Here is a 26,450-nt window from a genome sequence, read left to right as displayed (position 1 = left end):
GTGCTGTCACTGGTCGTATTGATCTCCGGCGGAGGCTCGAACCTGCGCGCGCTGTTGGAGGCGTCCGAGGACGCCGAATTTCCCGCCCGGGTGGTCGCCATCGGCGCCGACCGGGATGCCGACGGACTGGAGCTCGGCGAGGAATTCGGCATCCCCACCTTCACCGTCCCGTTCTCCTCGCACGCCGACCGGGACACCTGGGGCGACGCGCTGCTCGCGCAGATCCAGCAGTGGCAGCCCGACCTCACCGTGCTCAGCGGCTTCATGCGCCTGCTGCCGCCGCGGGTCGTCGCCGCGCTGTCGCCGCACCTGATCAACACCCACCCCGCCTACCTGCCCGAGTTCCCCGGCGCCCACGGGGTGCGCGACGCGCTCGCCGCCGGCGCCACCCAGACCGGCGCCAGCATCATCGTCGTCGACAACGGAGTGGACGACGGACCGATCGTGAGCCAGGAGCGGGTGCCGGTACTCGCCGATGACACCCAGGACTCGCTCCACGATCGCATCAAACTCGTCGAACGCCGCCTGCTCGTGCAGGCAGTGCTCGACATCGCCAACGGACACGTCGATCTCAAGGAGCATTCCCCCATATGAGCGGTCACACCAACGCCCGGAGCCTTTACCGCGACCGGGACGTCATTCCGGTGCAGCGCGCGCTGATCTCGGTTTCCGACAAGACCGGCCTCGTCGAGCTGGCCAACGCCCTCGCCGCCGCCGGGGTGGAGATGGTCTCCACCGGTTCCACCGCCGCCACCATCCGCCAGGCCGGCCACGACGTCACGGATGTCTCCGCCGTCACCGGGTTCCCGGAGTCGCTCGACGGCCGGGTCAAGACCCTGCACCCGAGCGTGCACGCCGGCATCCTCGCCGACCTCCGCCTCGAAGCGCACGAGAACCAGCTCGCCGACCTGTCGATCGCCCCGTTCCAGCTCGTGGTCGTGAACCTGTACCCGTTCGTCGAGACCGTCGAATCCGGCGCGGAGCCCGCCGACGTGATCGAGCAGATCGACATCGGCGGTCCCGCCCTGGTGCGCGCCTCCGCCAAGAACCACCCCAACGTGGCCATCGTCGTCGACCCGGACAACTACCCGGAGATCGTCACGGCCGTCGCCGCCGGCGGCAGCACCCTGCGCCTGCGCCAGAAACTGGCGTCGCTCGCGTTCGAGCACACCGCCAACTACGACCTCAGCGTGTCGGCCTGGTTCACTGAGAACGTCTACGACCAGTGGCAGGACGACACCGAGGCCCTCGGCGAGGAGATCCTCGACGCGTTCGACGCCATCGTCGGCGACACCGACGACACCGCCGACGCGTTGTTCCCCGAGACCCTCGCGATCGAAGCCACCCGCGCCAGCGTGCTGCGCTACGGCGAGAACTCGCACCAGGCCGCCGCGCTGTACCTCGGCGAGGGCGGCCAGGGCATCGCCCAGGCCAAGCAGCTGCACGGCAAGGAGATGTCCTACAACAACTACGTCGACGCCGACGCCGCCGTGCGCGCCGCGTTCGACTTCAGCGAACCGGCCGTGGCCATCATCAAGCACGCCAACCCCTGCGGCATCGCCGTGGCGAATCCGAAGGCGCCCGACGCCATCGCCTCCGCCCACCACCGCGCGCACGACTGCGACCCGGTATCGGCGTTCGGCGGTGTCATCGCCGCCAACCGCGTCGTCACCCTGGGCATGGCCGAGACCGTCAGCCAGATCTTCACCGAGGTGCTCGTCGCCCCGGGCTTCGAGCCGGCCGCGTTCGAGCTGCTCAGCGCCAAGAAGAACATCCGCCTGCTCGAACTGCCCGCCGACTACCGCCGCTCGTCGCTGGAACTGCGCCAGATCTCCGGCGGACTGCTGGTGCAGGAGACCGACACCTTCGACAGCCTCGACACCGATGAGTGGCGTCTCGTCTCCGGTCCCGAGGTGGATGCGGCCACCCGCGCCGACCTCGAGTTCGCCTGGAAGGCGTGCCGGGCCGTGAAGTCGAACGCCATCCTGCTCGCGCACGCCGGCGCATCCGTCGGCGTCGGTATGGGCCAGGTCAACCGGGTGGACTCCTGCCATCTGGCCGTGAGCCGGGCCGGGGAGCGCGCCGAGGGCGCCGTCGCCGCGTCCGACGCGTTCTTCCCGTTCGCCGACGGGCTCGAGGTGCTTCTGGCGGCCGGCGTGACCGCGGTCGTGCAGCCCGGCGGTTCGGTGCGCGACGAGGAGGTCATCGCCGCCGCGACGGCCGCCGGCGTCTCGATGTACTTCACCGGTGAACGACACTTCTTCCACTGATCCAGTCCGCAGACGCCGGGCGACGTATCCGCACGACGGATGCGTCGCCCGGCGTTCTGCTTTTGTGATGTTCTTCCCAGTCGGATCTGCCATGATGGCAGGTCCACGTGACACCGCCGTTGCAGCTTCCCCAGACCTGTAACGAAAGGTTCCCCGTGTTCGAAGTCCTCGGGCTCTCCCTGCCCGCCTTCCCCGTCGCCGTCCTCGTGGCGATCATCGCCGCCCTCGTCATCACCGCCGTCGCCGCGTTCGCGTTCCGCATGGTCGGCAAGCGCAAGGCCTGGGCCCGCGTGCTCGTGCAGCTCATCCGGGTGCCGTTCCGGATGACCGTGCTCATCGGCGCGCTCTGGCTCGCCGTGGCCGGGTACCTCGACGTGCCCGCCGACGTCGACGTGCTGCTCGGGTTCATCTTCCGGGCGCTGTTCATCGGCAGCGCCACCTGGCTGCTCTGCGCGCTGCTCTACTACGCCGAGGAGATCGCCGCCAGCCGGTACCGCATCGACGTGCGCGACAACCGGGTGGCCCGCCGGGTGCGCACCCAGCTGCGGATGCTGCGTCGCATCGGCGTCGTGATCATCATCATCTGCGCCATCGGCACCGTGCTGCTCAGCATCCCCGGCGCCGCCACCGTGGGCGCCAGCCTGTTCGCCTCCGCCGGCCTGCTCAGCGTCGTGGCGGGCCTCGCCGCCCAGTCCACCCTGGCGAACATCTTCGCCGGCATGCAGCTCGCGTTCAACAACGCCCTGCGGGTGGATGACGTCGTCATCGTCGAGGGGGAGTGGGGCAAGATCGAGGAGATCACGCTCACCTACATCGTCGTGCACATCTGGGACGACCGTCGGATGGTGCTGCCGTCGACGTACTTCACCACCACCCCGTTCCAGAACTGGACCCGGCACAACAGCGAACTGCTCGGCTCGATCGAGTTCGACCTGGACTGGCGCGTCAACCCGGCCGCGATGCGCGAGGAACTCAACCGCATCGTCGAGATGACCGACCTCTGGGACCACCGCGCCGTGGTGCTGCAGGTCACGGACGCGATCGGCGGCTTCGTGCGCGTGCGGGTGCTCGTCACCGCGCAGGACGCGCCCACCCTGTTCGACCTGCGCTGCTTCGTGCGCGAGAACCTGATCGACTGGGTCAACGCGGAGAACCCCGACGCCCTGCCGATGAACCGCGTCGAGGTGCGCCAGCAGCCGGAAACCCCGCCCGTGCGCCCCTCCAGCCGGGCCCGCAAGCCCGTGCGCCCGGTCATCGAGGCGCCCGGCCTGTTCTCCGGCGACGAGGGCGGCAAGGAACGCGCGCAGCACTTCACCGAATCGATCACCGTGCAGGACTGGGAAGACGCCCCCGAGTCCCTGCCCGCGCCTCGGTAAACTCCCCCTCCAAGATTCCACTATGTCCATAGTGGACAGTGCACTATGGCCGTAGTATTCTGGCGGCATGGGTGCGATGAAGCCCTCGGGCGAATTCAGACATGACCGTGAAGCGAGCTTCCGCGACACCGAGGTGTCGCTGCCGGAGCTGACCGGCGTCAGACATCGGTTCCTCGATCTTCCCGGGCTGCGGATGCACGTCGCCGAGGCCGGCGACGGCCCGCCGCTGCTGATGCTGCACGGTTTCCCCCAGCACTGGTGGGCATGGCGCAAGGTGATCCCCGGCCTCGCCGGGCGCTACCGGCTGATCTGCCCCGACCTGCGCGGAGCCGGCTGGACCGACGCCCCGCCCAACGGCTACACGAGCGAGCAGCTGGTGGCGGACGTCGTCGCGCTCCTCGACGTGCTGCAGCTGCAGAAGGTCGACATCCTCGCCTACGACTGGGGCGGTGCGGTCGCGTACCGGGTGTGCCTGGCGCACCCGGACCGGGTCGGCCGGCTCGTGACCATCGCCACCCCGCACCCGTACCCCGACCTGCACCTCAAGGCGCTGCTGTACCTCTGGCGGGTCTGGCCGATGTTCGCCATCGCCATGCCGGGCCTCGGTCCATGGTTGCTGCGCGCCGGGCGACAGCGCCTGCCCCGGTGGATGATGACCGGCGACACGACCGACCCGGGGGTCTTCTCCCGCGACGACATCGACATCTTCGTCTCCCGGCTGAAGGACCCGGCCAGGGCGCGCGCCGGATCCACGCTGTACCGCTCCTTCATCCTGGGCGACGCCCAGCGGGCCAGCACGGGCTTCTACCGGGGCACCCGCCTGCGGGCGCCGACCCTCTCGCTCTACGGGAAGGTCCTCTACGGCAACGACGACCCGACCAGGGACCACCCGGAGATCCTCGACGGCTACCAGGACTACGCCGATGACTTCACCCTCGAGCATGTTCCCGGTACCGGCTACTACCTCGCGGAGGAACGACCCGACGTCGTGGTCGCCCGCACCCTCGAGTTCCTCTCCGCCCGCTGAGGCCGGCGCTGCGCCCGGGACCGGGTGTGTTTTAGGCTGTGCGCATGACTCCTCCCGACGAGACGACGATGCCCGGCAGCGCACGGCGAGCCCTGGTGCGCCGGCCCGCGGACACCCTCGCCGAGGGGCAGATCACCCACATCGAGCGGGTGCCCATCGACCTCGGCCTGGCCCGCGCCCAGTGGGCCGGCTACGTCGCGGCGCTGCAGGGGGAGGGCTGGACCACCACCGAGGTGGACCCGGCACCCGACCAGCCCGACTCCGTGTTCATCGAGGACGCCGTGGTCATGTTCGGCGGCACGGCCGTGCTCACCAGCCCCGGTGCGCCCAGCCGGCGTGGGGAGACGGCGGGCGCCGAGGCCGCCGTGCGCCGCCTGGGCGTCGCGGTGCGCCGGGTCGAGTTGCCCGGCACCCTGGAGGGCGGCGACGTGCTCAAGGTGGGCGCCACCGTCTACGTCGGCCAGAGCCTCCGCACCAACGCGGAAGGCACCCGCCAGCTCGCGCACATCGTCGAGCCGCTCGGCTACACGGTGGTCCCGGTCCCGGTGACCCGCGCGTTGCACCTGAAGACGGCGGTCACCGCGCTGCCGGACGGCACCGTCATCGGCTACCCGCCGCTCGTGGACGACCCCGGCCTGTTCGACCGGTTCCTGCCTGTGCCGGAGGCCGAGGGCACCGCAGTGGTGGTGCTCGACGCGCACACCCTGCTGCTGTCGGCCGCCGCGCCGCGCACCGCCGAGCTGCTCACCGGGCTCGGCTACCGCACCGTGCCCGTCGACATCACCGAGTTCGAGAAGCTCGAGGGCTGCGTCACCTGCCTGAGCGTGCGGGTGCGCTGACCGTCCGCGCGAAATTGCGTCTTGCGCTGGCGGCGGTGATGGCCATATCCTGAAAGGCTGCCTGATCAGGGGGGCACAAGACGATGACACGACGCGCTCAGGAGGCCGACATGACCAAGACAGCTCGCACCAGGTTCGCACTGATTGCGACCGGCGCTGCCCTTGTTCCGGCGCTCCGGCCCGCCTCCGCCTAGGCGACCGGCCCGACCACCCCGCCGCCGGCTCCTCAGCCGGCGCACCTCGATTCCCCGGGCGTCAGCGCTCCGGCGCGGTCTCACCGCGCACCCCACCTTGCCGTAGGCTCCGCCGCGGCCCGGCTGATTCCTCAGCCCGCATCATCCACCCCGCTCGGCGTGATCGCCGTCGGGTCCCAGCCAGGAACGACTCATGACCACCACCGCAGAACAGCATCCGCCCCACGTCGCGCCCGAACCGGCAGTGCGCAGCAACACCTTCCGCACCCTGCTGCGCCTCTACCCCTATGCCAAGCCGGCCCTGCCGCGCCTTGGCCTGGGCATGCTCGCGGCGCTGTTCGCCTCGCTGATGGCCCTGGCCATCCCGCAGGTGCTGCAGCAGCTCGTCGACGGCGCCCTCAGCCAGGGTGACACCGCGCCGATCTGGCCCGCCGTGCTCACCGTGCTCGGCCTCGGCGTGCTCGAAGCGGGCATGATCGCCCTGCGCCGCTGGTTCGTGCTGGTACCGGGCACCCACATCGAATCGAGGATGCGCAACGCCCTCTACGCCCGGCTGCAGGACCTGCCCGTGACCTTCCACGACCGCTGGCCGAGCGGGCAGCTGCTCTCGCGCGCCATCAGCGACCTCAACATGATCCGCCGCTGGATCTCGTTCGGGCTGGTGCTGCTCGTGGTGAACTTCCTCACCATCGTCGCCGGCGCCGTGATCCTCATTTCGATGAACTGGATCCTCGGCCTGATATTCCTGGTCTGCTCCATCCCGATCTGGATCTACGGCTACGTCTTCGAGGAGAAGTACTCCGTGATCGCCCGGCGCAGCCAGGACCAGTCCGGCGACCTCGCCACCGCGGTGGAGGAGTCCGTGCACGGCATCCGCGTGCTCAAGGCGTTCGGCCGGGGCAGCTTCGCGCTCAAGAGCTTCGCCAGTCAGGCCGAGGAACTGCGCGGCACCGAGATCGAGAAGGCCAGGGCCATCGCCGGCATCTGGCTGTGGCTGCTGCTCGTGCCCGACGTCGCGTTCGCGCTCTGCCTCGTCTCCGGCGTCTGGCTCACCAGCCAGGGCCAGCTGAGCGTGGGCGAGCTGGTGGCGTTCTTCGCCACCGCCACCGTGCTGCGCTTCCCGGTCGAGTCGATCGGGTTCCTGCTGTCGATGACCTTCGACACCCGCACGGCCACCGACCGGTTCTTCGATATCCTCGACACCCCCAACACCATCACCGACCCGCCCCGCCCGGTCACCATCACCGCCCCGCGCGGCCGGCTCGCGTTCGAGAACGTGCATTTCCGTTACGCGGACTCGCCCGAACGCTTCCCCGACCTGCTCGACGGGGTTGACCTGGTGCTCGAACCCGGCGAGACCATGGCGCTGGTCGGGCTCACCGGCTCCGGCAAGTCCACCCTGACGGCGCTCACCACCCGGCTCTACGACGTGACGGACGGCTCGGTGACCCTGGACGGGGTCGACGTGCGCGCCCTCCGCCGCGAGGAGCTGCGCCGCCACATCGCCATGGCGTTCGAGGACGCCACCCTGTTCTCGGCATCCGTCCGCGACAACGTGCTGCTCGGCCGTCCGGAGTTCACCGAACGGAGCCCGGAGGCCGACGCCGTGCTCGCCGAAGCGCTCGAGATCGCGCAGGCCGGATTCGTGCACGCCCTGCCCGACGGCGTCGACACCCTCGTCGGCGAGGAGGGCATGAGCCTCTCCGGCGGCCAGCGGCAACGAGTGGCGCTGGCCCGCGCGGTCGCCGCGGCGCCCGCGGTGCTCGTGCTCGACGACCCGCTCTCCGCACTCGACGTGAACACCGAGTCGCTCGTGGAGGCCGCACTGCGCCGGGTGCTCGTGAAGACGACGGCGCTGATCGTGGCGCACCGCCCGTCCACGGTCATGCTCGCCGACCGGGTGGCCCTGCTCGAGGACGGCCGTATCACCGCGGTCGGCACCCACTCCGAGCTGCTGGCCACCAGCCCGCATTACACCTTCGTCATCTCCAGCCTGGAGGACGAGGAACGACGAGAGTCACAACAAGCGGAGGAGTCGCTGTGAGCGTCACCGGCGTCGAAGGCGAAGAACGCCTCGACTACACCAAGGCGGAGAGCGCCGAGATCCGCCGCCGTTCGCTGCGCCTGCTCGGCTCGCTGCTGTTTCCGGTGCGTTGGTCGGTGGTGGTGGCGATGCTCGTCGTCGTCGTGTCCACCGCCGCCCAGGTCGCCGGTCCCGCACTGATCGCGTACGGCATCGACAAGGGCCTGCCCGCCCTGCTCGAGCAGGACTGGGTGCCGTTGGCGGCGACCGGGGCGATCTACCTCGCCACCGGCATCACCGGTGCGCTGTTGATCGCCTGGTACACCGTGCTCTCCGCCCGGATCAGCCAGGCCGTGCTGATCGACCTGCGGAAGCGCGTGTTCCTGCAGACGCAGCGGCTCAGCCTGGAATTCCACGAGTCCTACACCTCCGGGCGCATCATCTCCCGGCAGACCAGCGACCTGGATGCGATCCGCGAACTGCTCGACTCCGGCATCAACCAGCTCGTGCAGGGCCTGCTCTACATGGTCTTCACCGGCATCGCCCTGGTCACCCTCGACGGGGTGAGCGGCCTGGTGCTGCTCGTCGCGCTGGTGCCGCTGCTCGCGCTCACCCGCTGGTTCCAGGTGCGCTCCCAGCACCTGTTCCGCCAGTCGCGCACCGCGTCGGCGAGCCTGATCGTGCAGTTCGTGGAGTCCATGACCGGCATCCGCGCGGTCAAGGCGTTCCGCACCGAGAAGCGCAACGAGGGTGTCTTCGGCAAGCTCGTCGAGGCGTACCGGCTGGTCAACGCGCGAGTCATCCAGCTGTTCGGGGTGTTCGACCCCGGGCTGATCCTGATCGGCAACGTCACCGTCGCCGCCGTGCTGCTGGTCGGCGGCTTCCGGGTCGCCGACGGCCAGCTGGCCATCGGTGCGCTGCTCGCCGCGCTGCTGTACACCCGCCGGTTCTTCGACCCGATGGAGGAGATGGCGATGTTCTACAACTCCTACCAGTCGGCCGCCGCGGCGCTGGAGAAGATCTCCGGGGTGCTCGAGGAGCAGCCCGGCGTGCCGGACCCGGTGAAGCCGGTGGACCTGTGGACGTCAACCGGTGCGGTGCAGTTCGAGGACGTGAAATTCGAGTACCAGGCCGACCGGGTCATCCTGCCGACCTTCAACCTCACCCTCGAACCGGGGCAGACCATCGCCCTGGTCGGTTCGACCGGCGCGGGCAAGTCGACGCTGGCCAAACTGATCTCCCGGTTCTACGACCCGTCCTCCGGCCGGGTGCTGTTGGACGGTGTGGACCTGCGCGACCTGCACCCCAAGGACCTGCGCCGGGCCATCGTGATGGTGACCCAGGAGGCGTACCTGTTCAGCGGGAGCGTCGCCGACAACATCGCCATCGGCAAGCCGGAGGCGACCCGGTCGGAGGTCGAGGCGGCCGCGCGGGCCGTCGGCGCGCACGACTTCATCGTGGGTCTGCCCGGCGGTTACGACACCGACGTGAACAAGCGCGGCGGCCGGGTCTCGGCCGGGCAACGCCAGCTGATCTCGTTCGCGCGGGCGTTCCTGGCCGACCCGGCGGTGCTGATCCTCGACGAGGCCACCTCGTCGTTGGACATCCCCAGCGAACGGTTGGTGCAGGAGGCGTTGCAGACGCTGCTCAGCGACCGCACAGCGGTGATCATCGCGCACCGGCTGTCGACGGTCGCGATCGCCGACCGGGTGCTGGTGATGGAGAACGGCGTGATCGTGGAGGACGGCACCCCCGCGATGCTGATCTCCGGCACCGGCCGGTTCTCCCGCCTGCACGCCGCCTGGCGCGAGTCCCTGGTCTGACCCGCCCCATCCATCCGCGAGCCGTGACCTGGGCCCGGAAAACCTCGAGTTTTCGGGGCCCACCTCACGGCTCGCGGGCTAGGCGGGTCCCAATGGGGAACCGGCGGCGAGTGGGGGTCCCTTGACCTCGACGAAGATCGCGTGGGTGGGGGTGGGGCCGGTGTTCTCGCCGGAGTGCGTTTGGGCGGGCAGCCAGCGCGCCTCCCCGGCATCCAGCACGGCGTCGAAGACCCGGTCGCCGCTGGACAGCCGGCGACGGAACCCGCTCAGCGTCACCATGACGCTGTCCGGATGCTGGTGCGGGGTGGTCTGGTCGCCGGGGTCGTCCCGGTACTCCAGCACCCGCACCCGCTCGTTCTCGAACAACACGCTGTAGTGGTCGGGGTTGGTGCTCACCGGGTCGTGTTCCACAGTCGGCTCATCCATGCGGGCACGGTACACCCGTCTCCCGCGACCCGTGAGCTGAACCCCGAAAGTCCCGATTCTCGGGATCCAGGTCCCGGCAGGCGGGCGTTTGAGTCGAGGGTGTTTCGGGGATGTTGAGGGCCGGGAACCAGTCGCCGGGAAGCCGCCTGATGCGCTTGACACCCCCCGGTCGGGAGGTGAATCTGGAGAAACACCAACTACAACCGCCCGGAACGAATGAACACGTTCTCCAGCGGCGCCCCGCGGTCCTCCGCCCGGCGCGGCCTGATGATCGGGGGATCACCCAGCATGGATTCAGTCACCATCGTGGGCGCGGGGGTGGTGGGGCACGCAAGCGCCGCAGCCCTCCGCGCACTCGGCTACACCGGCCGCATCACCGTGATCGGCGGCGAACGCCACCGCCCCTACGACCGGCCGCCGCTGAATCGTGGCTTCCTCACCGGCGAGACGACGATCGGTGAACTGGCGCTGGAAGCCCCGCAGGAGGACCTCGATGCCGAATGGCTGCTCGGTGTGCCGGCCACCGCGCTGGACGCGGCCGGCCATCGGGTGACCCTGGCCACCGGCCGCACCATCGACTCCGACGCGGTCGTGATCGCCACCGGGTCCGCCGCCCGCCGGTTCGACTCCATGCCCCGCGGGGTGCACACCCTCCGCACCGTCGAGGACGCCCTCGCCCTGCGCGAGGAGCTGCTGCCCGGTGCCCGGATGACCGTGGTCGGGTCGGGCATCGTGGGCCTGGAGGTGGCCTCGACCGCCCAAGCCATGGGTCTGGAGGTGACGGTGCTCGGCAGCACAACGGATGCGCTCTGCACGGCCTTCGGCGGCACCGTCGCCGAGGCGGTGTACACCCTGCACTCCCGGCGCGGCATCACCGTGCGCACCGACCTGCGGGTCGCGGACCTGATCGGCCCCGGCTGGGTGTCGGGAGTGCGGCTGACCAGCGGGGAGGAGATCGGCGCCGACGTCGTGCTGCTGGACATCGGCTCGGTGCCGCTGGCGGGCTGGCTGCAGGATTCCGGCCTCGACCTGTGCGGCTCCGACCCCCGCGGCGGTGTCGTCTGCGACGCGCTGGGCGCCACCTCGGTGTCCGGCGTGGTGGCGGTCGGCGACTGCGCCGCCTGGTTCGACCCGGTCACCGGGCGGCACCGCCGCATCCCGCCCTGGAGCGACACCCGGGACCGGCCGGGCATCGCCATGGCCGCGCTCCTCGGCGTCGATCCGGGCCGGGCCCTCACGCCCGGCCGGATTGCGTCGGAGCAGGCCGGCACCCGGGTGCAGTTCGCCGGCCGGCTGTGCGGCACCGAAGAGGTCTCGATCGAGCACGGCGGCGTCGACACCGGCGACCTCGTGGCCGTCTACCGCCATGGCGGCCGGCCGGTGGGGGTGCTCGGCATCGACCAGCCGGCCCTGGTGGCCGAGTGGCAGGGCCGGCTGGGCGAGCCCGCCACGACCGAGCCCGCAACCAGCCGGCTCGCGGCCGCCGCCCGGGCCGTGCCCACTGTCGTCGGCGCGGGACCGGTCAGGGACGCCAGCGTGCGCGGCTGAGATCCACCCGGTAACCGGCATCCGGCCGGCTGCTGGGCACCAGCGGCGTCTGCTCGGCCCGGTAGTGCACCAGCGCCCGATCCTCATGGTCGACCGGTGGATACCCGCCGGCGCGGATGACCCGCCACCACGGCGCATCCGCCCCGAACTGCGCCATCGTCTGGCCCACCACCCTGGCGGCCCGGGAACCGAGCACGGCGGCGACGTCGCCGTAAGTCATCACCCGGCCGGGCGGAATGGAATCGACGATGTCGAGCACCGCCGCGACGAACGGGCCGGTCGGGTCGAGACGCATCCCTAGAGGGTGAGCGCGCCGATGACCTCGCCGTATTCGGTCTGGCCCATGTCGACGAAACCGATGCGGTGGAAGAAGGCCTCCGGGCCCTCCTCGCCGGGCTCCCAGATCACCGTGATGCGGTCGAAGCCGCGGTGCCGGGCCTCCTCGGCGAGGGCCTCCGCGGCGAACTTGCCCACACCAAGGCCCTGGGCTTCGGCGTCGACGTTGATGCGCCAGATGCACGCCCGGAATTCCTCCTGCTGGGACTCCGGGTCGAAATTTCCGTGGATGAAGCCGGCGACCTGGCCATCGAGCAGGACCACGCGCTGCCAGGCGGTGGCCGGGTTGATCACAGACGCCGCCACCGCGTACGAGACCGGCGCAATGAATTGCTCCTGACCGGGCTTCAGGCTCAGGTTATTGGCCGCGACGATGTTACGCGCGGACAGTTCTTCCAGTCGGAGTTCAGGCATGACCCTAGGCTATCGCCCGGCCGGGGCGCCTGATAGTCGGGATTCTGGGGGACCGCTGAGTGCTCCCCACGGCAGCAGCCAAGTCTCTTGATGTCGAGACAGTTACCGCCCTCGGCTAGGATTGACCTCGGCCACCATGCCCCGACTCACTGAGGAGAATCCATTGTCGAAGATCAAGGTTGCAGGTACTGTCGTCGAACTTGACGGGGACGAGATGACCCGCATCATCTGGCAGGCCATCAAGGACTCCCTGATTCACCCGTACCTCGACATCGACCTCGAGTACTACGACCTCTCCATCCAGAAGCGTGACGAGACCGACGACCAGATCACTGTCGACGCGGCCCACGCCATCCAGAAGCACGGCGTCGGCGTCAAGTGCGCCACCATCACCCCCGACGAAGCCCGGGTCGAGGAATTCGGCCTGAAGAAGATGTGGGCCTCGCCCAACGGCACCATCCGCAACATCCTCGGTGGCACCATCTTCCGTGAGCCGATCATCATCTCCAACATCCCGCGCCTGGTGCCGGGCTGGAACAAGCCGATCATCATCGGCCGCCACGCGTTCGGCGACCAGTACCGCGCCACCAACTTCCGCTTCGAGGGCGAAGGCACCCTCACCATGACCTTCACCCCGAAGGATGGCGGCGACCCGCAGCAGTTCGAGGTCTTTCAGGCGCCCGGCAGCGGCGTGGCCATGGGAATGTACAACCTCGACAAGTCGATCATCGACTTCGCCCGCGCGTCGCTGAACTACGGCCTCGAGCGCAACTATCCGGTCTACCTGTCGACCAAGAACACCATCCTCAAGGCGTACGACGGCCGGTTCAAGGACATCTTCCAGGAGATCTTCGACACCGAGTTCAAGGACCGCTTCGAGGCTGCCGGCCTCACCTACGAGCACCGCCTGATCGACGACATGGTCGCATCCGCCATGAAGTGGGAGGGCGGCTACGTCTGGGCCTGCAAGAACTACGACGGCGACGTGCAGTCCGACACCGTGGCACAGGGCTTCGGTTCGCTCGGGCTCATGACGAGCGTGCTCTCCACCCCCGACGGCAGCGTCGTCGAGGCCGAGGCCGCCCACGGCACCGTGACCCGGCACTACCGCCAGCACCAGCAGGGCAAGCCCACCTCCACCAACCCGATCGCGTCGATCTACGCCTGGACCCGCGGGCTGTCGCACCGCGCCAAGCTCGACGACAACCCGGCGCTGGCCGAGTTCGCGCACACCCTCGAAGACGTGGTCGTGAAGACCGTCGAGAGCGGCAAGATGACCAAGGACCTCGCGCTGCTCGTCGGCCCCGACCAGGGTTACCTCACCACCGAGGAATTCCTGGCCGCGATCAGCGACAACCTGCAGACCCGCCTGGCGTAACCCGCCGCACACGACAAGGCCCCGCCGATCCGGCGGGGCCTTTTCTGTGTGCAACTGTTTCCGCACCGGACAATTGCACCCGGTGCGCCGGGTGCAATTGTCCGCGCGGGAAACAGTCAGCCGGCGCTGGTGCCGAGGGGCGGCAGAGGTGAGAATGGTGCCATGTTCACGCTCACGGGAGCATTCCGCCGGTATCCGGTTGTCGCGGCAGCCATCCTCGTCGGCCTGCTCGGCCTGCTGTTATGGGCCGCCGGGCTGCCGCTCGCGGTGCAGTGGCTGTTCTCCGGGCTGGGCCTGGTCGTGGCCGGCATCCAGGGCGCCGACATGCTCCGGCGGATGCGGCAGGGCTCGTTCGGCGTGGACCTGCTGGCCATCGTCGCAATCATCGCCACCATCCTCGTCGGCGAATACGTGGCCACCCTGGTGATCGTGCTGATGCTCTCCGGCGGCGCCGCCCTCGAGGATTACGCCGAGGGCCGGGCCAGGCGCGAGCTGAACGCCCTGCTGAACCGGGCGCCGCAGGTCGCGCACGTGCTGCGCACCGGCTCGTCCGAGGTGGACGACGTGCCGGCGACCCAGGTGTTGGTCGGCGATCTGCTGCTCGTGCGCCCGGCCGAGGTCGTGCCCGTCGACGCCGACCTGGTCTCCGAGGACGCGGCCTTCGACGAGTCCTCGCTCACCGGCGAGAGCCTGCCCGTGGAGCGCCGTGCGGGCGACGCCGTGCTTAGCGGATCGGTCAACGGGCAGTCCGCGATCACCGTGCGTGCCACGGCCCTCGCCGCCGACAGCCAGTTCCAGCAGATCGTGGCGCTCGTGGCCGAGGCCGCCGCCAGCAAGGCCCCGGTCGTGCGCCTCGCCGACCGGTACGCGGTGCCGTTCACCGCCGTCGCGATCCTCATCGCCGGCCTGGCCTGGTACCTCTCCGGCGACCCGGTGCGGTTCGCCGAGGTGCTCGTCGTCGCCACCCCGTGCCCGCTGCTGCTGGCCGCGCCGGTGGCGTTCATGGGCGGGATGGGCCGGGCCGCCCGCACCGGCATCATCGTCAAGGGCGGGGGAGTGCTGGAGAAGCTCGCCCGCGCACGCACGGTGGTGTTCGACAAGACCGGCACCCTCACCTACGGCGCCCCGACCATCGCCCGGGTGCGCCCGGAGCCGCCGTTCACCGAGGACGAGCTGCTCACCCTGGCGGCGTCGACCGAGCAGTACTCGTCGCACGTGCTGGCCGCTGCGGTGCTCGCCGAGGCGGAGAGCCGGGGCCTGGCCTTGCAACGCACCGACGCGGCCGAGGAGGTGCCGGCGCACGGCGTCATCGCCGGGTTCGGCGACCGGGTCGTGGTGGTGGGCAAGCTGTCCTTCGTCGCCGACCATGTGCCCGACGCCTACCCGGCCGACCTCGTCGGCGGCGAACTCGCCATCTACCTGGCCGTCGACGGCCGGTTCGCCGGTAGCCTCGTCGCCGCCGACCAGGTGCGCGACAACGCCCGCGCCACCGTCGAGGCCCTGGACAGGCTCGGCGTGCACGAATCCGTCATGCTCACCGGCGACGCCCGGCCCGCCGCCAACCACATCGCCCGGCAGGTGGGCATCACCCGGGTGCGCGCCGACTGCTTGCCCGCCGACAAGGTCGACGCCGTCCGCGCCATGCGGGAACGCCCGGTGATCATGGTCGGCGACGGCGTCAACGACGCCCCGGTGCTCGCCGTGGCCGACGTCGGCATCGCCATGGGCGCCAGGGGGTCGACCGCCGCGAGCGAAGCGGCGGATGCCGTGATCCTGCTCGATGACCTCTCCCGTGCCGCGCGGGCGGTCGCCATCAGCCGCGACACGGTGCGCATCGCCCTGCAGAGCATCTGGCTGGGCATGGCACTGAGCATCGGCCTGATGATCGTCGCCGCGTTCGGCCTCATCCCCGCCACCGTCGGTGCGCTGCTGCAGGAGGTGGTCGACCTCGCGACCATCCTCAACGCCCTGCGCGCGATCGGCGGCCGCCGGGATGTGCGCGGTCGCGGCGTGGCCGCCAGGATCCCGGTGGCGTCGCGCCCCGCTCCGGTTCGGTGACTCAGTCGGCGCCGCCCACCGACGCGGTCTTCGGGATCCCGGCGAAGCCCTGGGAGCCGAGCCAGTCCAGCACGGGCCCGGCCACGTCGCGCCAGCCGGAGTCGATGGTGAGGGAATGGCCCTTGCCCTCGAACTCCAGGTAGTCGGTCACCGACGCGGGGTTGCGGGAGTAGAGCTTGGCCACCTCCAGGGTCACCTTCTTGGGCACGGTATGGTCATCCGATCCTGAGGTGAGAAGCAACGGTCCCCGCACCCCGTTCGCGGTGTCGACGGCGGCCGGGGAGGACTTGGAGAAATTGGCGGTTGCGTCTTCGAAGAGGGGCCGGCCCGGGCCGGGGATCGTCCAGGCGGAATGGAGCGCGTCGGACTCCTCGACCGGAAGCACGTTCCCGAACGCGTACTGGAACTGCTTCGCTGTGAGGGAGACGGTGCGTTTGCGGTTCGCCGGGTTGCCCAGCACCGGAAGGCCGGACTTCAGTTGCGAGAACGGGAGCGCCTTGACCCCCTTGATCGGTGCCGGGTCGATCGCGACGGCCGCGACGGCGAAGCCGTGCGACAGCAGTTCCTGGGCGATCAACCCGCCGAAGGAATGCCCGATCACGATCGGCAGCACGCCCGTGGCCTCGATGAGTCCGGCGTAGTGGTGGCAGATCGCCTCGATGCCGACCTCGTTGAGCGCGTCGGCGTTGTCACGGGTCGACTGCACGGTGTCGCCGTCGCCCGGCCAGCCGGGTGCGGTCGCGACGAAGCCGTGCTCGGCGAACAGGTCGATCCACGGTTGCCAGGCACTGGAGTGGATCCACAGGCCGTGGATGAAGAGCACGGGCGGAGCGGATGCGGAGGGGGACATGGGAACTCCTATCGGTCGGGTGGGGCGGGGGATGGCGCGGGAGTCAGAGGGTCTTGATCAGGCCGCCGTCGATCAGGAAGTCCGAGCCGGTCACGTTGCCGGCCCGTGCGCTGGCCAGCAGGAGCACCAGGTCGGCCACCTCCGCGGGTTCGGTGAACCGGCCGGTGCTGAACCCGCCCTGGCCCTCGATGACCCGCGCCTTGGCGGTGGCGAAATCCACGCCCATCTTCTGGGCGATGGTGGCGGCGACCCCGGTGTCGCCGAGCCAGAGCGCCGTCGAGACCGGGCCGGGGCTGACGGTGTTGAAGCGGATGTTCTGCGGCCCGAACTCCTTCGACAGCGATTTGGAGAGGTTCCACACCGCGGCCTTCGTGGCGGAGTAGTCGACGACGCCGGGGTCGGGCAGGAACGAATTCACCGAGCCGATGGTCACGACGTTCCCGCCGCCGCGTTCGAGCAGCATCGGGATGGCGGCCCGGGTCGCCCGGATCATCGCCATCAGCCCGAGGTTCAGCGAGGCGAGCCAGTGCTCGTCGGTCACGTGCACGAAGCCCTCGGTGCGCGGTGTCACCGCCCCGACGTTGTTGACGAGGATGTCGAGGCCACCGAAATCGGCGGCGTGCGCCACCAGCTCGGCCGGTGCCCCGGCGGCGGACAGGTCGAGTCGCACAGAGCGCACCGCGCCCGTGTCGACCAGGCGGTCCAGTTCGGCGGAGCCGCGGCGGGAACCGGCGATGACCCGCACCCCCTCGGCCACGAGGCCCTGCACGATGGCGAGGCCGATGCCTTGGCTGGCGCCCGTTACCACGGCGATCTTCCCGGTGAGCTCGAGGTCCATTCCACATCCGATCTGGGTAGGTGGGCACACGCTACGTCCGGCACCCGGCATCCGTCGTGTCCCTGTCACTACCAGTCAGGACACCCCGCGGCGCAAAACTCCCTGGAACCCGGGCGCGGGTGACGGCTACGCTCGGAGAATGGGTGGACATCCGTCATGATCCAGTCGCCGTTCGGCGAATACCTGAGGGCGCGCAGGCAACTCGTGCGCCCCGAAGACGTGGGCCTGCCGGCGGACGACAATCGCCGGGTCGCCGGCCTCCGGCGGCTGGAGGTGGCGAACCTGGCGGGGATCAGCGCCGAGTACTACCTGCGGCTGGAGCAGGGCCGTGACCGGCAGCCGTCCGCCCAGGTGCTGAACGCCCTGGGTCGCGCCCTGCGGTTGGACGACAGCGCGGTCGAATACATGCACCGGCTCGTACACCCCAACGTGGCCGAGGGGCGCCATCGGGCCGCCGCCAACGAGGTCGCCGACTCGTTGCGGATGCTGATGGGCCAGTGGACCCATACGCCCGCTCATATCCTGAACCGCAGCCAGGATGTGTTGGCGTGCAATCCGCTGGCCGCCGCCCTGGTGCCGGGAGTGTTCGAACCGGGCAGCAACCTGCTCAGGTCGATCTTCGGCAGCGGGTCCCGTGTCCACGACCCCAACTGGGAGGCGTTGGCCAGTGGCGCCGTCGCCACCCTGCGGTACAACGCCGACCCGTCCGACCCGCGCCTGCAGCAGGTCGTCGGTGAACTGCTCATCAACGAGCCCGATTTCCGCCGGCTGTGGGCCCGCCACGATGCCCAACCGTTAACAACGGGTACCGCCTTCTTCACCGTGGAGACCTTCGGGGTGGTCGAGTTGCGCTGGCAGGCGCTGACCATCCCGGATCACTCCGGCAACACCCTGATCACCTACTTCGGTGCGGCCGGAACCCGGGGGGAAACGGCCATGGTCCATCTGCACGACACCGTCGTCGCATCCGGCTCAGCCGCTCCCCGGGGAGCGTGACTTCCGCGGCACCGGTCACGCGCGTGCGGGGCGACGCCGGGGCATGACGTGACGGCCTAATCTGGAGGGATGCGACGCATCCGTTCCCCGTTCGGCCCCAGCACCGGCCGACCGGCGAATGAACCCCGGCTGGGCCGGGACGTCTACGTGCTCGGTGTGATCGCCTTCTTCGTGATGGTGGGCTTCGGCGTCGTCGTGCCCGTGCTGCCCGTCTACGTGAAGAGCTTCGGCGTGGGCAACCTCGAGATCGGCGCGGTCGTGTCGGCGTTCGCGTTGATGCGCTTCATCGCCAGCCCGGTCTGCGGCAAGCTCATCGACTGGGCCGGCGAACGCACCATCCTGGCCGTGGGAATCGGCATCGTGGCGGTGTCCAGCGGCCTGGTCGGCATCGCCGGCAGCTACCCGCAACTGCTGCTGCTGCGGGGCGCCGGCGGCATCGGCTCGGCCATGTTCTCGGTCGCGGCGATGACGCTGCTGCTGCGTACCACGGCGCCGGGCATCCGCGGCCGCGCGGTCGGCTTCTACCAGGGCGGCTTCCTCATCGGCGGCATGGCCGGGCCCGCCCTTGGCGGCCTGCTGGCCACCATCTCGCTGACCGCGCCGTTCTTCTTCTACGCCGGCACCTTGGCCGTCGCCGGCCTGATCGGCCTGGTCATGCTGCAACCGGCCACCCGGCCCGGTGTGGGCGCGACCGGCGCACCGGTGCCGTTGCTGCCGCTCCGCACGGTGCTGCGCGACCCGCGGTTCCGGGCGGCCTGCCTCGCGAATTTCTCCCAGGGCTGGTCGTCGTTCGGGGTGCGCGGCGCCCTGGTGCCGGTGCTCGTGGTCGAGGTGCTCAAGGGCCCGAGCGCGTGGACCGGCATCGCCTTCGCCATCGCCGCCGTCGCGCAGGCCCTCGCCCTGGCGCCCGCCGCCAGGTTCGTTGACACCGTCGGCCGCAAACCGGCCATCATCGGGGCCTTCCTCGTGGCGGCCGTCACAATCACCGCGATCCCGTTCGCGCCGAACATCTGGCTGCTCACCGCGTTGCTCTGCGTCTACGGTGTGGCCGCGGCGTTCATGGGCACCGCGCCGGCGGCATCCGTCGGCGACGCCGCCGGCACCGCGGGCGGGCGCCCGGTGGCGATCTTCTCGATGTTCTCCGACTTCGGCGCCATCGTCGGCCCACTCGTGGCCGGCCTCCTCGCCGACTCGGTGTCGTACCCCGCCGCGTTCCTGCTCGGCGGCCTGCTCTTCGCCGGCACTGCCCTCTACGCGCTGCGGATGCCCGGCGGCCTGCCCGCCCAGCCCGCCCCCGCGCCCCCGGTCACCGACCCCGTCGACCGCTGACGGACCCCGTGTGGGCATAACTCCTGCAGTTTCTCTGCGGGAGCCGACGGAACCCCGGAATTCCGCGGTCGCGAATCCGGCCGGGCCAAAATTGCAGGAGTTGTGCGTATCCGGTGGCGGCGGTCGGTCGTACGGTATCGGCATGGACTACCTCGAGGTGCCCGTCCCGGCCGACCTGGCGCCCGACGTGCAACGGCTCTGGTACCTGGAGCAGGCCGCCGAGCAGCGTTACGAACGTATCTTCCCGCAGCCCGCGCTGCACCTGATCGTGAACCTCTCGGACCCCTACCGATTGTTCGACGTGCAGACCGGGTCGGTGCGGGTGCTGGCGGCCGGGTTCCTCTCCGGCCTGCAACCGCGGTACCTGATGAGCCAAAGCCCACCGGCCATCCGTCACATCGCGGCCGAGCTGGCGCCGTTCGCGGCCGCCCGGTTCCTCGACCTGCCCGCGGCGGCGCTGACCGGAACCGTGCGGGAGAGCCACGGGATCCTCGGCGACACCGACGGCCTGCGGCGGGCCGCCCTGACCAGCGAGCCGGCCGAGGCGGTGGGCCTGCTGATCGCGCACCTGCGTGCGCAGAGGCGCGCCGGGGCGGCGCCGCCCGAGGTGGTGCGGGCCTGGACGGCCATCCACGACAACCCGGATGCGCCCATCCCGCAGATCGCGGCGGCCGCCGGCACCAGCCACCACCGGCTGATCGACGATGTCCGCGCCTGGTGCGGGGTGACGCCGAAGGCCTACGCCGACATCGTGCGTTTCCGCCAGTTCCTCGCCGCCCTGCCGTTGCAGGGGCCGATGCCCACCTGGTCCGACCTCGTCGGCGCCTCCGGCTACTACGACCAGCCGCATTTCATCCGGGTGTTCCGGGCGTTCACCGGTTTTTCACCCGGGCGGTACGTCGAGATCGTCACCCGCTACGGCCCCGACTACGCGGCCTTCGTTCCGCTCGACGCGCTCGAGGGCGTGCCGGAATTTTCTACAAGACCGCTCCAGCCCTGATCGTTAGCGTGGGACTGTCCCGGGTCGGCCGGGGCCACGCATCCCCTGGGAGCTGTCATGGACGTGTCCTTCAACTGGCTGGCGATCGCGCTGGCCGCGATCTCGTCGTTCGTCATCGGCGGGCTCTGGTACTCGGTGCTGTTCGCCCGGCCCTGGCAGCGCGCCGCCGCGGTCACCGACGAGCAGCTGAAGACCGGCGCCGCGCGGGTCTTCCTCGGGTCGCTGATCCTGGCGATCGTGATGTCGATCAGCCTGGCCGCGTTCATCGGCTCGAACGGGCTGGGCTTCGGCGTGTTCGCCGGCTTCGCAACCGGGGCGACGTTCGTGGCCGCGGCGTTCGGGGTGAACTACCTGTTCGAGCGGCGCAGCCCGGTGCTGTTCGCGATCAACGGGTCCTACAACGTCGTGTCGTTCACCGTGATGGGCGCCATCATCGGCGCCCTGCAGTAGGCGCTTAGGCGCCGAGCTCCTTGCGGCCCGAGATGACGCCGCTGACGGTGGCGACGACGGCGAAGACGCCGGCCACGATCGGCTGGCCCAGGTCCCACCACGCCAGCGCGGCGGCGCCGAAGACGAAGATCTCCACGATCGCCTTGCCGAACGGGTCGAGCTTGAACACGGCCTTGGGCGAGCGGAACAACGCCCAGACCAGGATCGCGAACGCCGGCGCGAGGATGCCCACCAGGACGCCCGGCCACGGCAGCGGCCAGGCCAGGAACCCCCACAGCCCCAGGCTCACGAAGGCGAACAGTTCGAGCAGGAAGCGCAGGATGTCGTTGGCGCCGATGGCAGGCGTGGCGGGAGTGTCGTTCACCTGCCAATCCTACCGAGCGGGCCTACTTGAAGATGATGGTGCGGGCGCCGTCGAGCAGCACCCGGTTCTCGGCGAACCACTTCACCGCCTGGGTGAGGGTGCGGCTCTCCTCGTCCTGGCCGATCGCGACGAGCTCGCCGGGGGTGCGTGAGTGGTCGACCCGCACGACGTTCTGCTCGATGATCGGGCCCTCGTCCAGGTCGCTGGTGACGAAGTGCGCGGTGGCGCCGATGAGCTTCACGCCGCGGGCGTGCGCCTGCTTGTACGGGTTCGCGCCCTTGAAGCCGGGCAGGAAGGAGTGGTGGATGTTGATCGCCCGGCCCTCAAGGTAGGCGCATAGCTCGGGGGAGAGGATCTGCATATACCGGGCCAGCACCACCAGCTCGATGTCGTGCTCCTCGACCGCCTCGACCACCCGCGCCTCGAACGCGGCCTTGCTGGCGGCATCCGTGATCGGCAGCGACTCGAACGGCACACCGTAGAACCCGACCAGGTCGCGCAGGGTGCCGTGGTTGCTGAGCACCAGCGGCACCTGCACGGCGAGCTGGCCGCCGCGCTGGCGGAAGAGCAGGTCGTTGACGCAGTGCCCGGCGGTGGAGGCGAGCACCAGGGTGCGCAGCGGCCGGCCCACCACGTCGATGACCGAGGCCATGGCGTAGCGCTCGATGATCGGGGCCAGCGCCGCCTGCAGTTCGTCACGGTCGGCGGGGGACTCCACCTGCAGCCGGATGAAGAACCGGCCGGTGTCGGCGCTGGAGAACTGCTGGCTCTCGGTGATGTTGCCGCGGGCCGCCACAATGGCGCCGCTGACGGCGTGCACGATGCCGGGCTGGTCGGGGCAGACGAGCGTGATGACCAGGTGGTGATGGTGGGCGGGCATCGTGGTGGGGTTCATCGGACCAGATTACCCGGCTGCGCGGGCCCCACCCGGCGGTGTCGACGGCGCAACCCACCGGATGCGGGCGCCGGGCGGCACGTAAACCGGCGCAACAAACCGGCAATCTGGTGGTTTCGCGACCGAAACTCACGGATGCTGAGATAGCAGTGGGCAGGAACGCTGCCGAGTACCCCGATCTGGAAGGCAGAACCAACCCCATGAGCGACGGAACCCTGCGGGCCACCGACACCCGGCCGACGACCATCACCGGAACAGTCATCCACGGCAACGCCTGGGGCCGGGTGATCGGTTTCCCCACCGCGAACATCGAGGTGCCCGACCTGCTGGCGCACTCCGGCATCTGGGCGGGCATCGTGCACGGCGACGCGCTCCCCGCGGAGGGGGTGCTGGCCGCGATTTCCGTGGGCACCCGGCCGACCTACTACGGCGACGCCGGACATCCGCTGCTCGAGGCGCACCTGCTCGACTTCGCCGGCGACCTGTACGACCAGAAGCTGTCGGTGGAACTGCGCCTGTTCCTGCGCGCGGAAGTGGCGTTCGTGGACACCCCGGCCCTGGTCGACCAGCTCGCCGTTGACGTGCAGAACACCCGCGACTGGTACGCCGCCGAGACCGGCGCCGCCGCCTGAGCCCGGTCATCCGGCCCTGAATCGCCCCCGACCGAGATCGGCCGCACGATGCACTGGAAACAACGGGCGGCTCCCGGCCAGGGACCCGCCGCCACCCGGGACCCAGCGGTGCGCCGCACCGAACGGCACAGCCGGCGGGAGGCCGCCGTCGTCGCCGGGCTACGCGCCCTGCGCAGCCGGCGCGGCCAGGGGGAGCCGACGCACCAGGCGCTCGCCGAGTACAGCGGGCTGCCGGTCGGCTGGTTGCGGTGGGCGTACCCGTCACTCGAGGAGTTATCCGGCTAGGCTGGTGAGCGGCCGGCGGAACTTCGCGCGGCCCCGGGCGCGCACGTCGGCGCGCACCGCTTGACGAACCCCGTGCAGCCAGGCCGGAACAGCCGCCGGAGCTATGGGCAAGCGGATCCCGTCTGTGAGCCACAGCACCCATGTCATTTACCGCGCCCATCTCGCTGCCCTCGACCGGCCTGCCCCGGCCGAACGGCACCGCCCCCACCGGACCGTTCCCCTGGATCGGCCTGATCGCCCTCTCCGCCGCCGTGTTCCTCTCGGTCACCTCCGAGATGCTGCCCACCGGCCTGCTGCCGGAGATGAGCGACTCCCTCGGCGTCAGCCAGGCCGACGTCGGCCTGCTGGTGTCCTGGTTCGCCTTCACCGTCGTGATCACCAGCACCCCGCTGGCTCTGCTGACCAAACGGATGCCCCGGCACGGCCTCATCGTGATGGTGCTCGTCGTCTTCGCGCTGAGCAACGTGCTCACCGCCTTCGCCCCCGACTACACCTTCGTGGTGATCTCCCGGGTGATCGGCGGGCTGGCCCACGGCCTGTTCTGGGGCGTCGTCGGCGCCTACTCCGCCCACCTGGTGCCCAAGGACCAGATCGCCCGCGCCGTGTCGATCACGATCGCCGGCGGCACGCTGGCGTTCGTCTTCGGGGTGCCGCTGGGCACCTTCGCCGGCCACCTGCTGGGTTGGCGGATGTCGTTCATCGTGCTGGCCGGGCTGATGCTCGTCGGCGCCGTGGTGATCTGGCGGTTCCTGCCCAAGGTCGAGCACTACACGGCCGCCCGCACCGAAACCGTCACCACCGCGACCGGGACCATCACGACGGCCAAGCTGCCCCGCGACCCCACAATCGGTCCGGTCGCACTGGTCTGCGTGATCACGGCGCTCACCATGATCGGCCACTACACCTTCTACACCTACATCGCGCCGTTCCTCAGCGACACCCTCGGGGTGGGCAGCGACGCCGTCGCGCCGTTGCTCTTCGCCTATGGCATCGCCGGCGCCGTCGGCCTGTTCATCAGCGGTGTCGTCTTCAGCAAGCGCCCGCAGCTCGGCCTGGTCCTGGGCATGTCGGTGACCGTGGTCAGTGTGACCGTGCTGGCCCTGTTCACCCAGACCCTGCCCGTCGCGATCGGCGCCTTCCTCATCTGGGGGCTGGCGTTCGGCACATTCCCGCCGCTGCTGCAGACCCGGTTGCTGCACACCGCGTCGGTGCGCATCCGCGACACCGCCAGCGCCGTCTACACCACGGCGTTCAACATCGGCATCGGCCTTGGCGCGTTCGTGGGCGCGTTCCTGCTGGACTCGGTGGGCCTGGGCACGGTGCCCTTCGTCTACGTGGGCATCATCGTGGTGGCGCTGGCCCTCGTGCTCGCCAGCGACCTCGTCATCCGCCGCCGCCGAGCCTGACCCGCGCCTAACTGGTCCCGAAACGGACAAATGCACCCGGCACACCGGGTGCATTTGTCCGCACGGGGAACAGTTAGCGCTTGGTGGGCAGCGGGGGACGGGCGGCGGCGATCTCGAGGATCCGGCCTCGGCAGACGAACCAGCCCAGGATCAGCGCCGGGATGATCACCACGAGCGAGCTGATCGTGAGCGTGCCGACCGGCCAGTCGAAGGCCATCAGCACGAGCACCGCGGCGAGGAAGACCAGGGTGAGGTAGCCGGTGTACGGCGCCCCCGGCATCCGGAACGCCGGCCGGGTGAGGATGCCCGCCTTCGCCCAGGCCTGCAGCCGCAGCTGGCAGAGCACGATCATGCCCCAGGCGCTGATGATGCCGATCGCTGCCATGTTCAGCACGATCTCGAACGCCTCGTCCGGCACGACCGCGTTCAGGGCCACACCGAGCAGGGTGACCACGCCGGTGAGCAGGATGCCGCCGAACGGCACCCCGTTGCGGCTCACCTTGTCGGCGAACTTCGGTGCCGACCCGGCCAGCGACATGGACCGCAGGATGCGCCCGGTGGAATACAGGCCGGCGTTCAGCGACGACAGCGCCGCGGTGAGGACGACGAGGTTCATGATCACGTCGACGCCTTCGACACCGATCGAGCCGAAGAAGGTGACGAACGGGCTCACCCCGGCCTCATATGCCGTGTACGGCAACAACAGGGACAGCAGCAGGATCGAGCCGACGTAGAAGACCGCGATGCGCACGATGACGGTGTTGATCGCCTTGGGCATCACCTTCTCCGGGTGCTCGGTCTCACCGGCGGCGGTGCCGATCAGTTCGATCGAAGCGTAGGCGAAGACCACGCCCTGCACCACGAGCACCGACGCGATCACACCGTTGGGCAGCCAGCCGCCGTTGTCGGCGATGAGGGAGAAGCCCACGGTGGCGCCATCGACCGGGGTGCCGAAGATGACCATCCAGGTGCCCACAATGAGGAACGCCACGATGGCGACGACCTTGATCAGCGCGAACCAGAACTCCAGCTCGCCGAACACCTTGACCGAGAGCAGGTTGAGGCTGAGCACCACGGCGAGGGCGATCAGCGCGAACAGCCACTGCGGCACATCACCGAACGGCGCCCAGTACTTGCCGAAGAAGTTCATGTACAACGCCACCGCGGTGACGTCCACGATCGCGGTCATCACCCAGTTCAGCCAGTACAACCAGCCGGTGACGAACGCGGTCTTCTCGCCGAAGAACTCGCGGGCGTAGGAGACGAAGGAGCCGGAGGTGGGCCGGTGCAGCACCAGCTCGCCGAGCGCCCGCAGGATAAGGAACGCGAAGAAACCGCAGATGGCATAGACGAACACCAGGGCGGGGCCGGCGCTGGCGAGCCGGCCGCCCGCGCCCAGGAACAGCCCGGTGCCGATGGCGCCGCCGATCGCGATCATCTGCACGTGCCTGGCCTTGAGGCCCTTGTGCAGCCCCTGGTCCTCGTGCACGCTCAGGGCGTCGTCGATGTGCTCGAAGGGGGTTTCCTCGTGCGTGCCGCGGTGCGTTGCAGCCCCCGCCTGGGCGGGGGTGTTCTCCGGCCGGTCCGGCCCGGTGGTGCTGGTTGTCACGTGGAGCATCCGTTCTGGTGGTTGCGGCAACACTAGTCGACGCCCCGCACGCGGTCAGGGACTAAAGACCCCTCCTGTAGACTG

General features: G+C 69.9%; 25 protein-coding genes. 17 read left to right on the top strand and 8 right to left on the bottom strand.

Annotated features, from left to right (window positions below):
• From purN to ACU5E9_RS08570, 7 genes are all read left to right on the top strand, one after another.
• Positions 1-594: a phosphoribosylglycinamide formyltransferase gene (purN, locus tag ACU5E9_RS08600; RefSeq protein WP_456813200.1), complete on the top strand. Its 594-nt coding sequence runs from the start codon at positions 1-3 to the stop codon at positions 592-594.
• The gene (purH, locus tag ACU5E9_RS08595) at positions 591-2,270 is read left to right on the top strand and encodes a bifunctional phosphoribosylaminoimidazolecarboxamide formyltransferase/IMP cyclohydrolase (protein ID WP_456813199.1); all 1,680 of its coding nucleotides are present in this window, start codon (positions 591-593) and stop codon (positions 2,268-2,270) included. Before purN ends, purH begins: the two co-directional genes overlap by 4 nt.
• Before the next feature lie 155 nt (positions 2,271-2,425).
• A complete protein-coding gene (locus ACU5E9_RS08590) occupies positions 2,426-3,646 on the top strand; it encodes a mechanosensitive ion channel family protein (RefSeq protein ID WP_456813198.1) in 1,221 nt (406 codons plus the stop codon).
• 67 nt (positions 3,647-3,713) lie between these two features.
• Positions 3,714-4,673, top strand: a complete 960-nt coding sequence (locus tag ACU5E9_RS08585) for an alpha/beta fold hydrolase (protein ID WP_456813197.1) — start codon at positions 3,714-3,716, stop codon at positions 4,671-4,673.
• A gap of 44 nt (positions 4,674-4,717) precedes the next feature.
• Complete coding sequence (gene ddaH / locus ACU5E9_RS08580; protein WP_456813196.1) at positions 4,718-5,512, top strand: dimethylargininase; 795 nt, start codon at positions 4,718-4,720, stop codon at positions 5,510-5,512.
• A 387-nt stretch (positions 5,513-5,899) separates the two neighbouring features.
• On the top strand, positions 5,900-7,750 hold the full coding sequence (locus tag ACU5E9_RS08575; protein WP_456813195.1) for an ABC transporter ATP-binding protein: 1,851 nt from the start codon (positions 5,900-5,902) through the stop codon (positions 7,748-7,750).
• A complete protein-coding gene (locus ACU5E9_RS08570) occupies positions 7,747-9,552 on the top strand; it encodes an ABC transporter ATP-binding protein (protein ID WP_456813194.1) in 1,806 nt (601 codons plus the stop codon). Before ACU5E9_RS08575 ends, ACU5E9_RS08570 begins: the two co-directional genes overlap by 4 nt.
• A 78-nt stretch (positions 9,553-9,630) precedes the next feature.
• Here the strand turns inward: ACU5E9_RS08570 and ACU5E9_RS08565 are convergent, their stop codons facing one another.
• Positions 9,631-9,978, bottom strand: a complete 348-nt coding sequence (locus ACU5E9_RS08565) for a cupin domain-containing protein (protein WP_456813193.1) — start codon at positions 9,976-9,978, stop codon at positions 9,631-9,633.
• A 216-nt stretch (positions 9,979-10,194) separates the two neighbouring features.
• On the opposite strand from ACU5E9_RS08565, the gene ACU5E9_RS08560 reads away from it, so the two are divergent.
• The gene (locus tag ACU5E9_RS08560) at positions 10,195-11,526 is read left to right on the top strand and encodes an NAD(P)/FAD-dependent oxidoreductase (RefSeq protein ID WP_456813192.1); all 1,332 of its coding nucleotides are present in this window, start codon (positions 10,195-10,197) and stop codon (positions 11,524-11,526) included.
• Here ACU5E9_RS08560 and ACU5E9_RS08555 read toward each other — a convergent pair.
• Entirely contained in the window at positions 11,501-11,821 is a 321-nt protein-coding gene (locus tag ACU5E9_RS08555) for an MGMT family protein (protein ID WP_456813191.1), read from the bottom strand. The genes ACU5E9_RS08560 and ACU5E9_RS08555 overlap by 26 nt on opposite strands.
• Positions 11,822-11,823: 2 nt before the next feature.
• Complete coding sequence (locus ACU5E9_RS08550; protein WP_456813190.1) at positions 11,824-12,276, bottom strand: GNAT family N-acetyltransferase; 453 nt, start codon at positions 12,274-12,276, stop codon at positions 11,824-11,826.
• Between the two features lie 163 nt (positions 12,277-12,439).
• On the opposite strand from ACU5E9_RS08550, the gene ACU5E9_RS08545 reads away from it, so the two are divergent.
• Both ACU5E9_RS08545 and ACU5E9_RS08540 read left to right on the top strand, forming a co-directional pair.
• On the top strand, positions 12,440-13,654 hold the full coding sequence (locus tag ACU5E9_RS08545) for an NADP-dependent isocitrate dehydrogenase (protein ID WP_456813515.1): 1,215 nt from the start codon (positions 12,440-12,442) through the stop codon (positions 13,652-13,654).
• Between the two features lie 162 nt (positions 13,655-13,816).
• Entirely contained in the window at positions 13,817-15,712 is a 1,896-nt protein-coding gene (locus ACU5E9_RS08540; RefSeq protein ID WP_456813189.1) for a heavy metal translocating P-type ATPase, read from the top strand.
• Between the two features lies 1 nt (position 15,713).
• Here ACU5E9_RS08540 and ACU5E9_RS08535 read toward each other — a convergent pair whose 3' ends face one another.
• Both ACU5E9_RS08535 and ACU5E9_RS08530 read right to left on the bottom strand, forming a co-directional pair.
• On the bottom strand, positions 15,714-16,562 hold the full coding sequence (locus tag ACU5E9_RS08535; protein WP_456813188.1) for an alpha/beta hydrolase: 849 nt from the start codon (positions 16,560-16,562) through the stop codon (positions 15,714-15,716).
• 43 nt (positions 16,563-16,605) lie between these two features.
• Positions 16,606-17,400, bottom strand: coding sequence for an SDR family NAD(P)-dependent oxidoreductase (locus ACU5E9_RS08530; RefSeq protein WP_456813187.1), 795 nt, complete (start codon positions 17,398-17,400; stop codon positions 16,606-16,608).
• Between the two features lie 156 nt (positions 17,401-17,556).
• On the opposite strand from ACU5E9_RS08530, the gene ACU5E9_RS08525 reads away from it, so the two are divergent.
• The 4 genes from ACU5E9_RS08525 to ACU5E9_RS08510 all read left to right on the top strand — a co-directional run bounded on the left by ACU5E9_RS08525 (position 17,557) and on the right by ACU5E9_RS08510 (position 21,175).
• A complete protein-coding gene (locus tag ACU5E9_RS08525) occupies positions 17,557-18,396 on the top strand; it encodes a helix-turn-helix domain-containing protein (RefSeq protein WP_456813186.1) in 840 nt (279 codons plus the stop codon).
• Positions 18,397-18,465: 69 nt separating this feature from the next.
• The gene (locus tag ACU5E9_RS08520) at positions 18,466-19,725 is read left to right on the top strand and encodes an MFS transporter (RefSeq protein WP_456813185.1); all 1,260 of its coding nucleotides are present in this window, start codon (positions 18,466-18,468) and stop codon (positions 19,723-19,725) included.
• 142 nt (positions 19,726-19,867) lie between these two features.
• Positions 19,868-20,725: a DUF6597 domain-containing transcriptional factor gene (locus ACU5E9_RS08515; protein WP_456813184.1), complete on the top strand. Its 858-nt coding sequence runs from the start codon at positions 19,868-19,870 to the stop codon at positions 20,723-20,725.
• 57 nt (positions 20,726-20,782) lie between these two features.
• Complete coding sequence (locus ACU5E9_RS08510) at positions 20,783-21,175, top strand: DUF1761 domain-containing protein (RefSeq protein ID WP_456813183.1); 393 nt, start codon at positions 20,783-20,785, stop codon at positions 21,173-21,175.
• A gap of 4 nt (positions 21,176-21,179) precedes the next feature.
• On the opposite strand, the gene ACU5E9_RS08505 is transcribed toward ACU5E9_RS08510, so the two are convergent.
• Complete coding sequence (locus tag ACU5E9_RS08505) at positions 21,180-21,539, bottom strand: YrdB family protein (RefSeq protein WP_456813182.1); 360 nt, start codon at positions 21,537-21,539, stop codon at positions 21,180-21,182.
• Between the two features lie 22 nt (positions 21,540-21,561).
• Positions 21,562-22,434 (bottom strand): formyltetrahydrofolate deformylase, encoded by an 873-nt coding sequence (gene purU / locus ACU5E9_RS08500; protein ID WP_456813181.1) that lies wholly within the window; start codon positions 22,432-22,434, stop codon positions 21,562-21,564.
• Between the two features lie 200 nt (positions 22,435-22,634).
• Between purU and ACU5E9_RS08495 the strand changes: the two genes are divergently transcribed.
• From ACU5E9_RS08495 to ACU5E9_RS08485, 3 genes are all read left to right on the top strand, one after another.
• Positions 22,635-23,066 carry a riboflavin kinase gene (locus ACU5E9_RS08495; RefSeq protein WP_456813180.1) on the top strand — a complete coding sequence of 144 codons (432 nt, stop codon included), beginning with the start codon at positions 22,635-22,637 and terminating at the stop codon, positions 23,064-23,066.
• A gap of 48 nt (positions 23,067-23,114) precedes the next feature.
• Positions 23,115-23,351, top strand: a complete 237-nt coding sequence (locus ACU5E9_RS08490) for a hypothetical protein (protein WP_456813179.1) — start codon at positions 23,115-23,117, stop codon at positions 23,349-23,351.
• Positions 23,352-23,491: 140 nt separating this feature from the next.
• A complete protein-coding gene (locus tag ACU5E9_RS08485) occupies positions 23,492-24,757 on the top strand; it encodes an MFS transporter (protein ID WP_456813178.1) in 1,266 nt (421 codons plus the stop codon).
• 73 nt (positions 24,758-24,830) lie between these two features.
• On the opposite strand, the gene ACU5E9_RS08480 is transcribed toward ACU5E9_RS08485, so the two are convergent.
• Positions 24,831-26,264: an amino acid permease gene (locus ACU5E9_RS08480; RefSeq protein ID WP_456813514.1), complete on the bottom strand. Its 1,434-nt coding sequence runs from the start codon at positions 26,262-26,264 to the stop codon at positions 24,831-24,833.
• Positions 26,265-26,450: the final 186 nt, after the last annotated feature.

This window comes from Cryobacterium sp. AP23 (assembly GCF_054075385.1).
The sequence above is the reverse complement of the archived record's forward strand: the minus strand, read 5'-3'. Positions and strand labels throughout refer to the sequence as shown.

What these genes read in the sequence shown, in the direction of transcription:
- ddaH (WP_456813196.1), top strand. Translation starts at nt 4,718, where the DNA reads ATGACTCCTCCCGACGAGACGACGATGCCCGGCAGCGCACGGCGAGCC.
- purU (WP_456813181.1), bottom strand. Translation starts at nt 22,434, where the DNA reads ATGAACCCCACCACGATGCCCGCCCACCATCACCACCTGGTCATCACG.
- purH (WP_456813199.1), top strand. Translation starts at nt 591, where the DNA reads ATGAGCGGTCACACCAACGCCCGGAGCCTTTACCGCGACCGGGACGTC.
- ACU5E9_RS08510 (WP_456813183.1), top strand. Translation starts at nt 20,783, where the DNA reads ATGGACGTGTCCTTCAACTGGCTGGCGATCGCGCTGGCCGCGATCTCG.
- ACU5E9_RS08485 (WP_456813178.1), top strand. Translation starts at nt 23,492, where the DNA reads ATGTCATTTACCGCGCCCATCTCGCTGCCCTCGACCGGCCTGCCCCGG.
- ACU5E9_RS08555 (WP_456813191.1), bottom strand. Translation starts at nt 11,821, where the DNA reads ATGCGTCTCGACCCGACCGGCCCGTTCGTCGCGGCGGTGCTCGACATC.
- ACU5E9_RS08585 (WP_456813197.1), top strand. Translation starts at nt 3,714, where the DNA reads ATGGGTGCGATGAAGCCCTCGGGCGAATTCAGACATGACCGTGAAGCG.
- ACU5E9_RS08515 (WP_456813184.1), top strand. Translation starts at nt 19,868, where the DNA reads ATGGACTACCTCGAGGTGCCCGTCCCGGCCGACCTGGCGCCCGACGTG.
- ACU5E9_RS08535 (WP_456813188.1), bottom strand. Translation starts at nt 16,562, where the DNA reads ATGTCCCCCTCCGCATCCGCTCCGCCCGTGCTCTTCATCCACGGCCTG.
- ACU5E9_RS08560 (WP_456813192.1), top strand. Translation starts at nt 10,195, where the DNA reads ATGAACACGTTCTCCAGCGGCGCCCCGCGGTCCTCCGCCCGGCGCGGC.
- ACU5E9_RS08575 (WP_456813195.1), top strand. Translation starts at nt 5,900, where the DNA reads ATGACCACCACCGCAGAACAGCATCCGCCCCACGTCGCGCCCGAACCG.
- ACU5E9_RS08520 (WP_456813185.1), top strand. Translation starts at nt 18,466, where the DNA reads ATGCGACGCATCCGTTCCCCGTTCGGCCCCAGCACCGGCCGACCGGCG.
- ACU5E9_RS08540 (WP_456813189.1), top strand. Translation starts at nt 13,817, where the DNA reads ATGTTCACGCTCACGGGAGCATTCCGCCGGTATCCGGTTGTCGCGGCA.
- ACU5E9_RS08550 (WP_456813190.1), bottom strand. Translation starts at nt 12,276, where the DNA reads ATGCCTGAACTCCGACTGGAAGAACTGTCCGCGCGTAACATCGTCGCG.
- ACU5E9_RS08530 (WP_456813187.1), bottom strand. Translation starts at nt 17,400, where the DNA reads ATGGACCTCGAGCTCACCGGGAAGATCGCCGTGGTAACGGGCGCCAGC.
- ACU5E9_RS08490 (WP_456813179.1), top strand. Translation starts at nt 23,115, where the DNA reads ATGCACTGGAAACAACGGGCGGCTCCCGGCCAGGGACCCGCCGCCACC.
- ACU5E9_RS08525 (WP_456813186.1), top strand. Translation starts at nt 17,557, where the DNA reads ATGATCCAGTCGCCGTTCGGCGAATACCTGAGGGCGCGCAGGCAACTC.
- ACU5E9_RS08565 (WP_456813193.1), bottom strand. Translation starts at nt 9,978, where the DNA reads ATGGATGAGCCGACTGTGGAACACGACCCGGTGAGCACCAACCCCGAC.
- ACU5E9_RS08495 (WP_456813180.1), top strand. Translation starts at nt 22,635, where the DNA reads ATGAGCGACGGAACCCTGCGGGCCACCGACACCCGGCCGACGACCATC.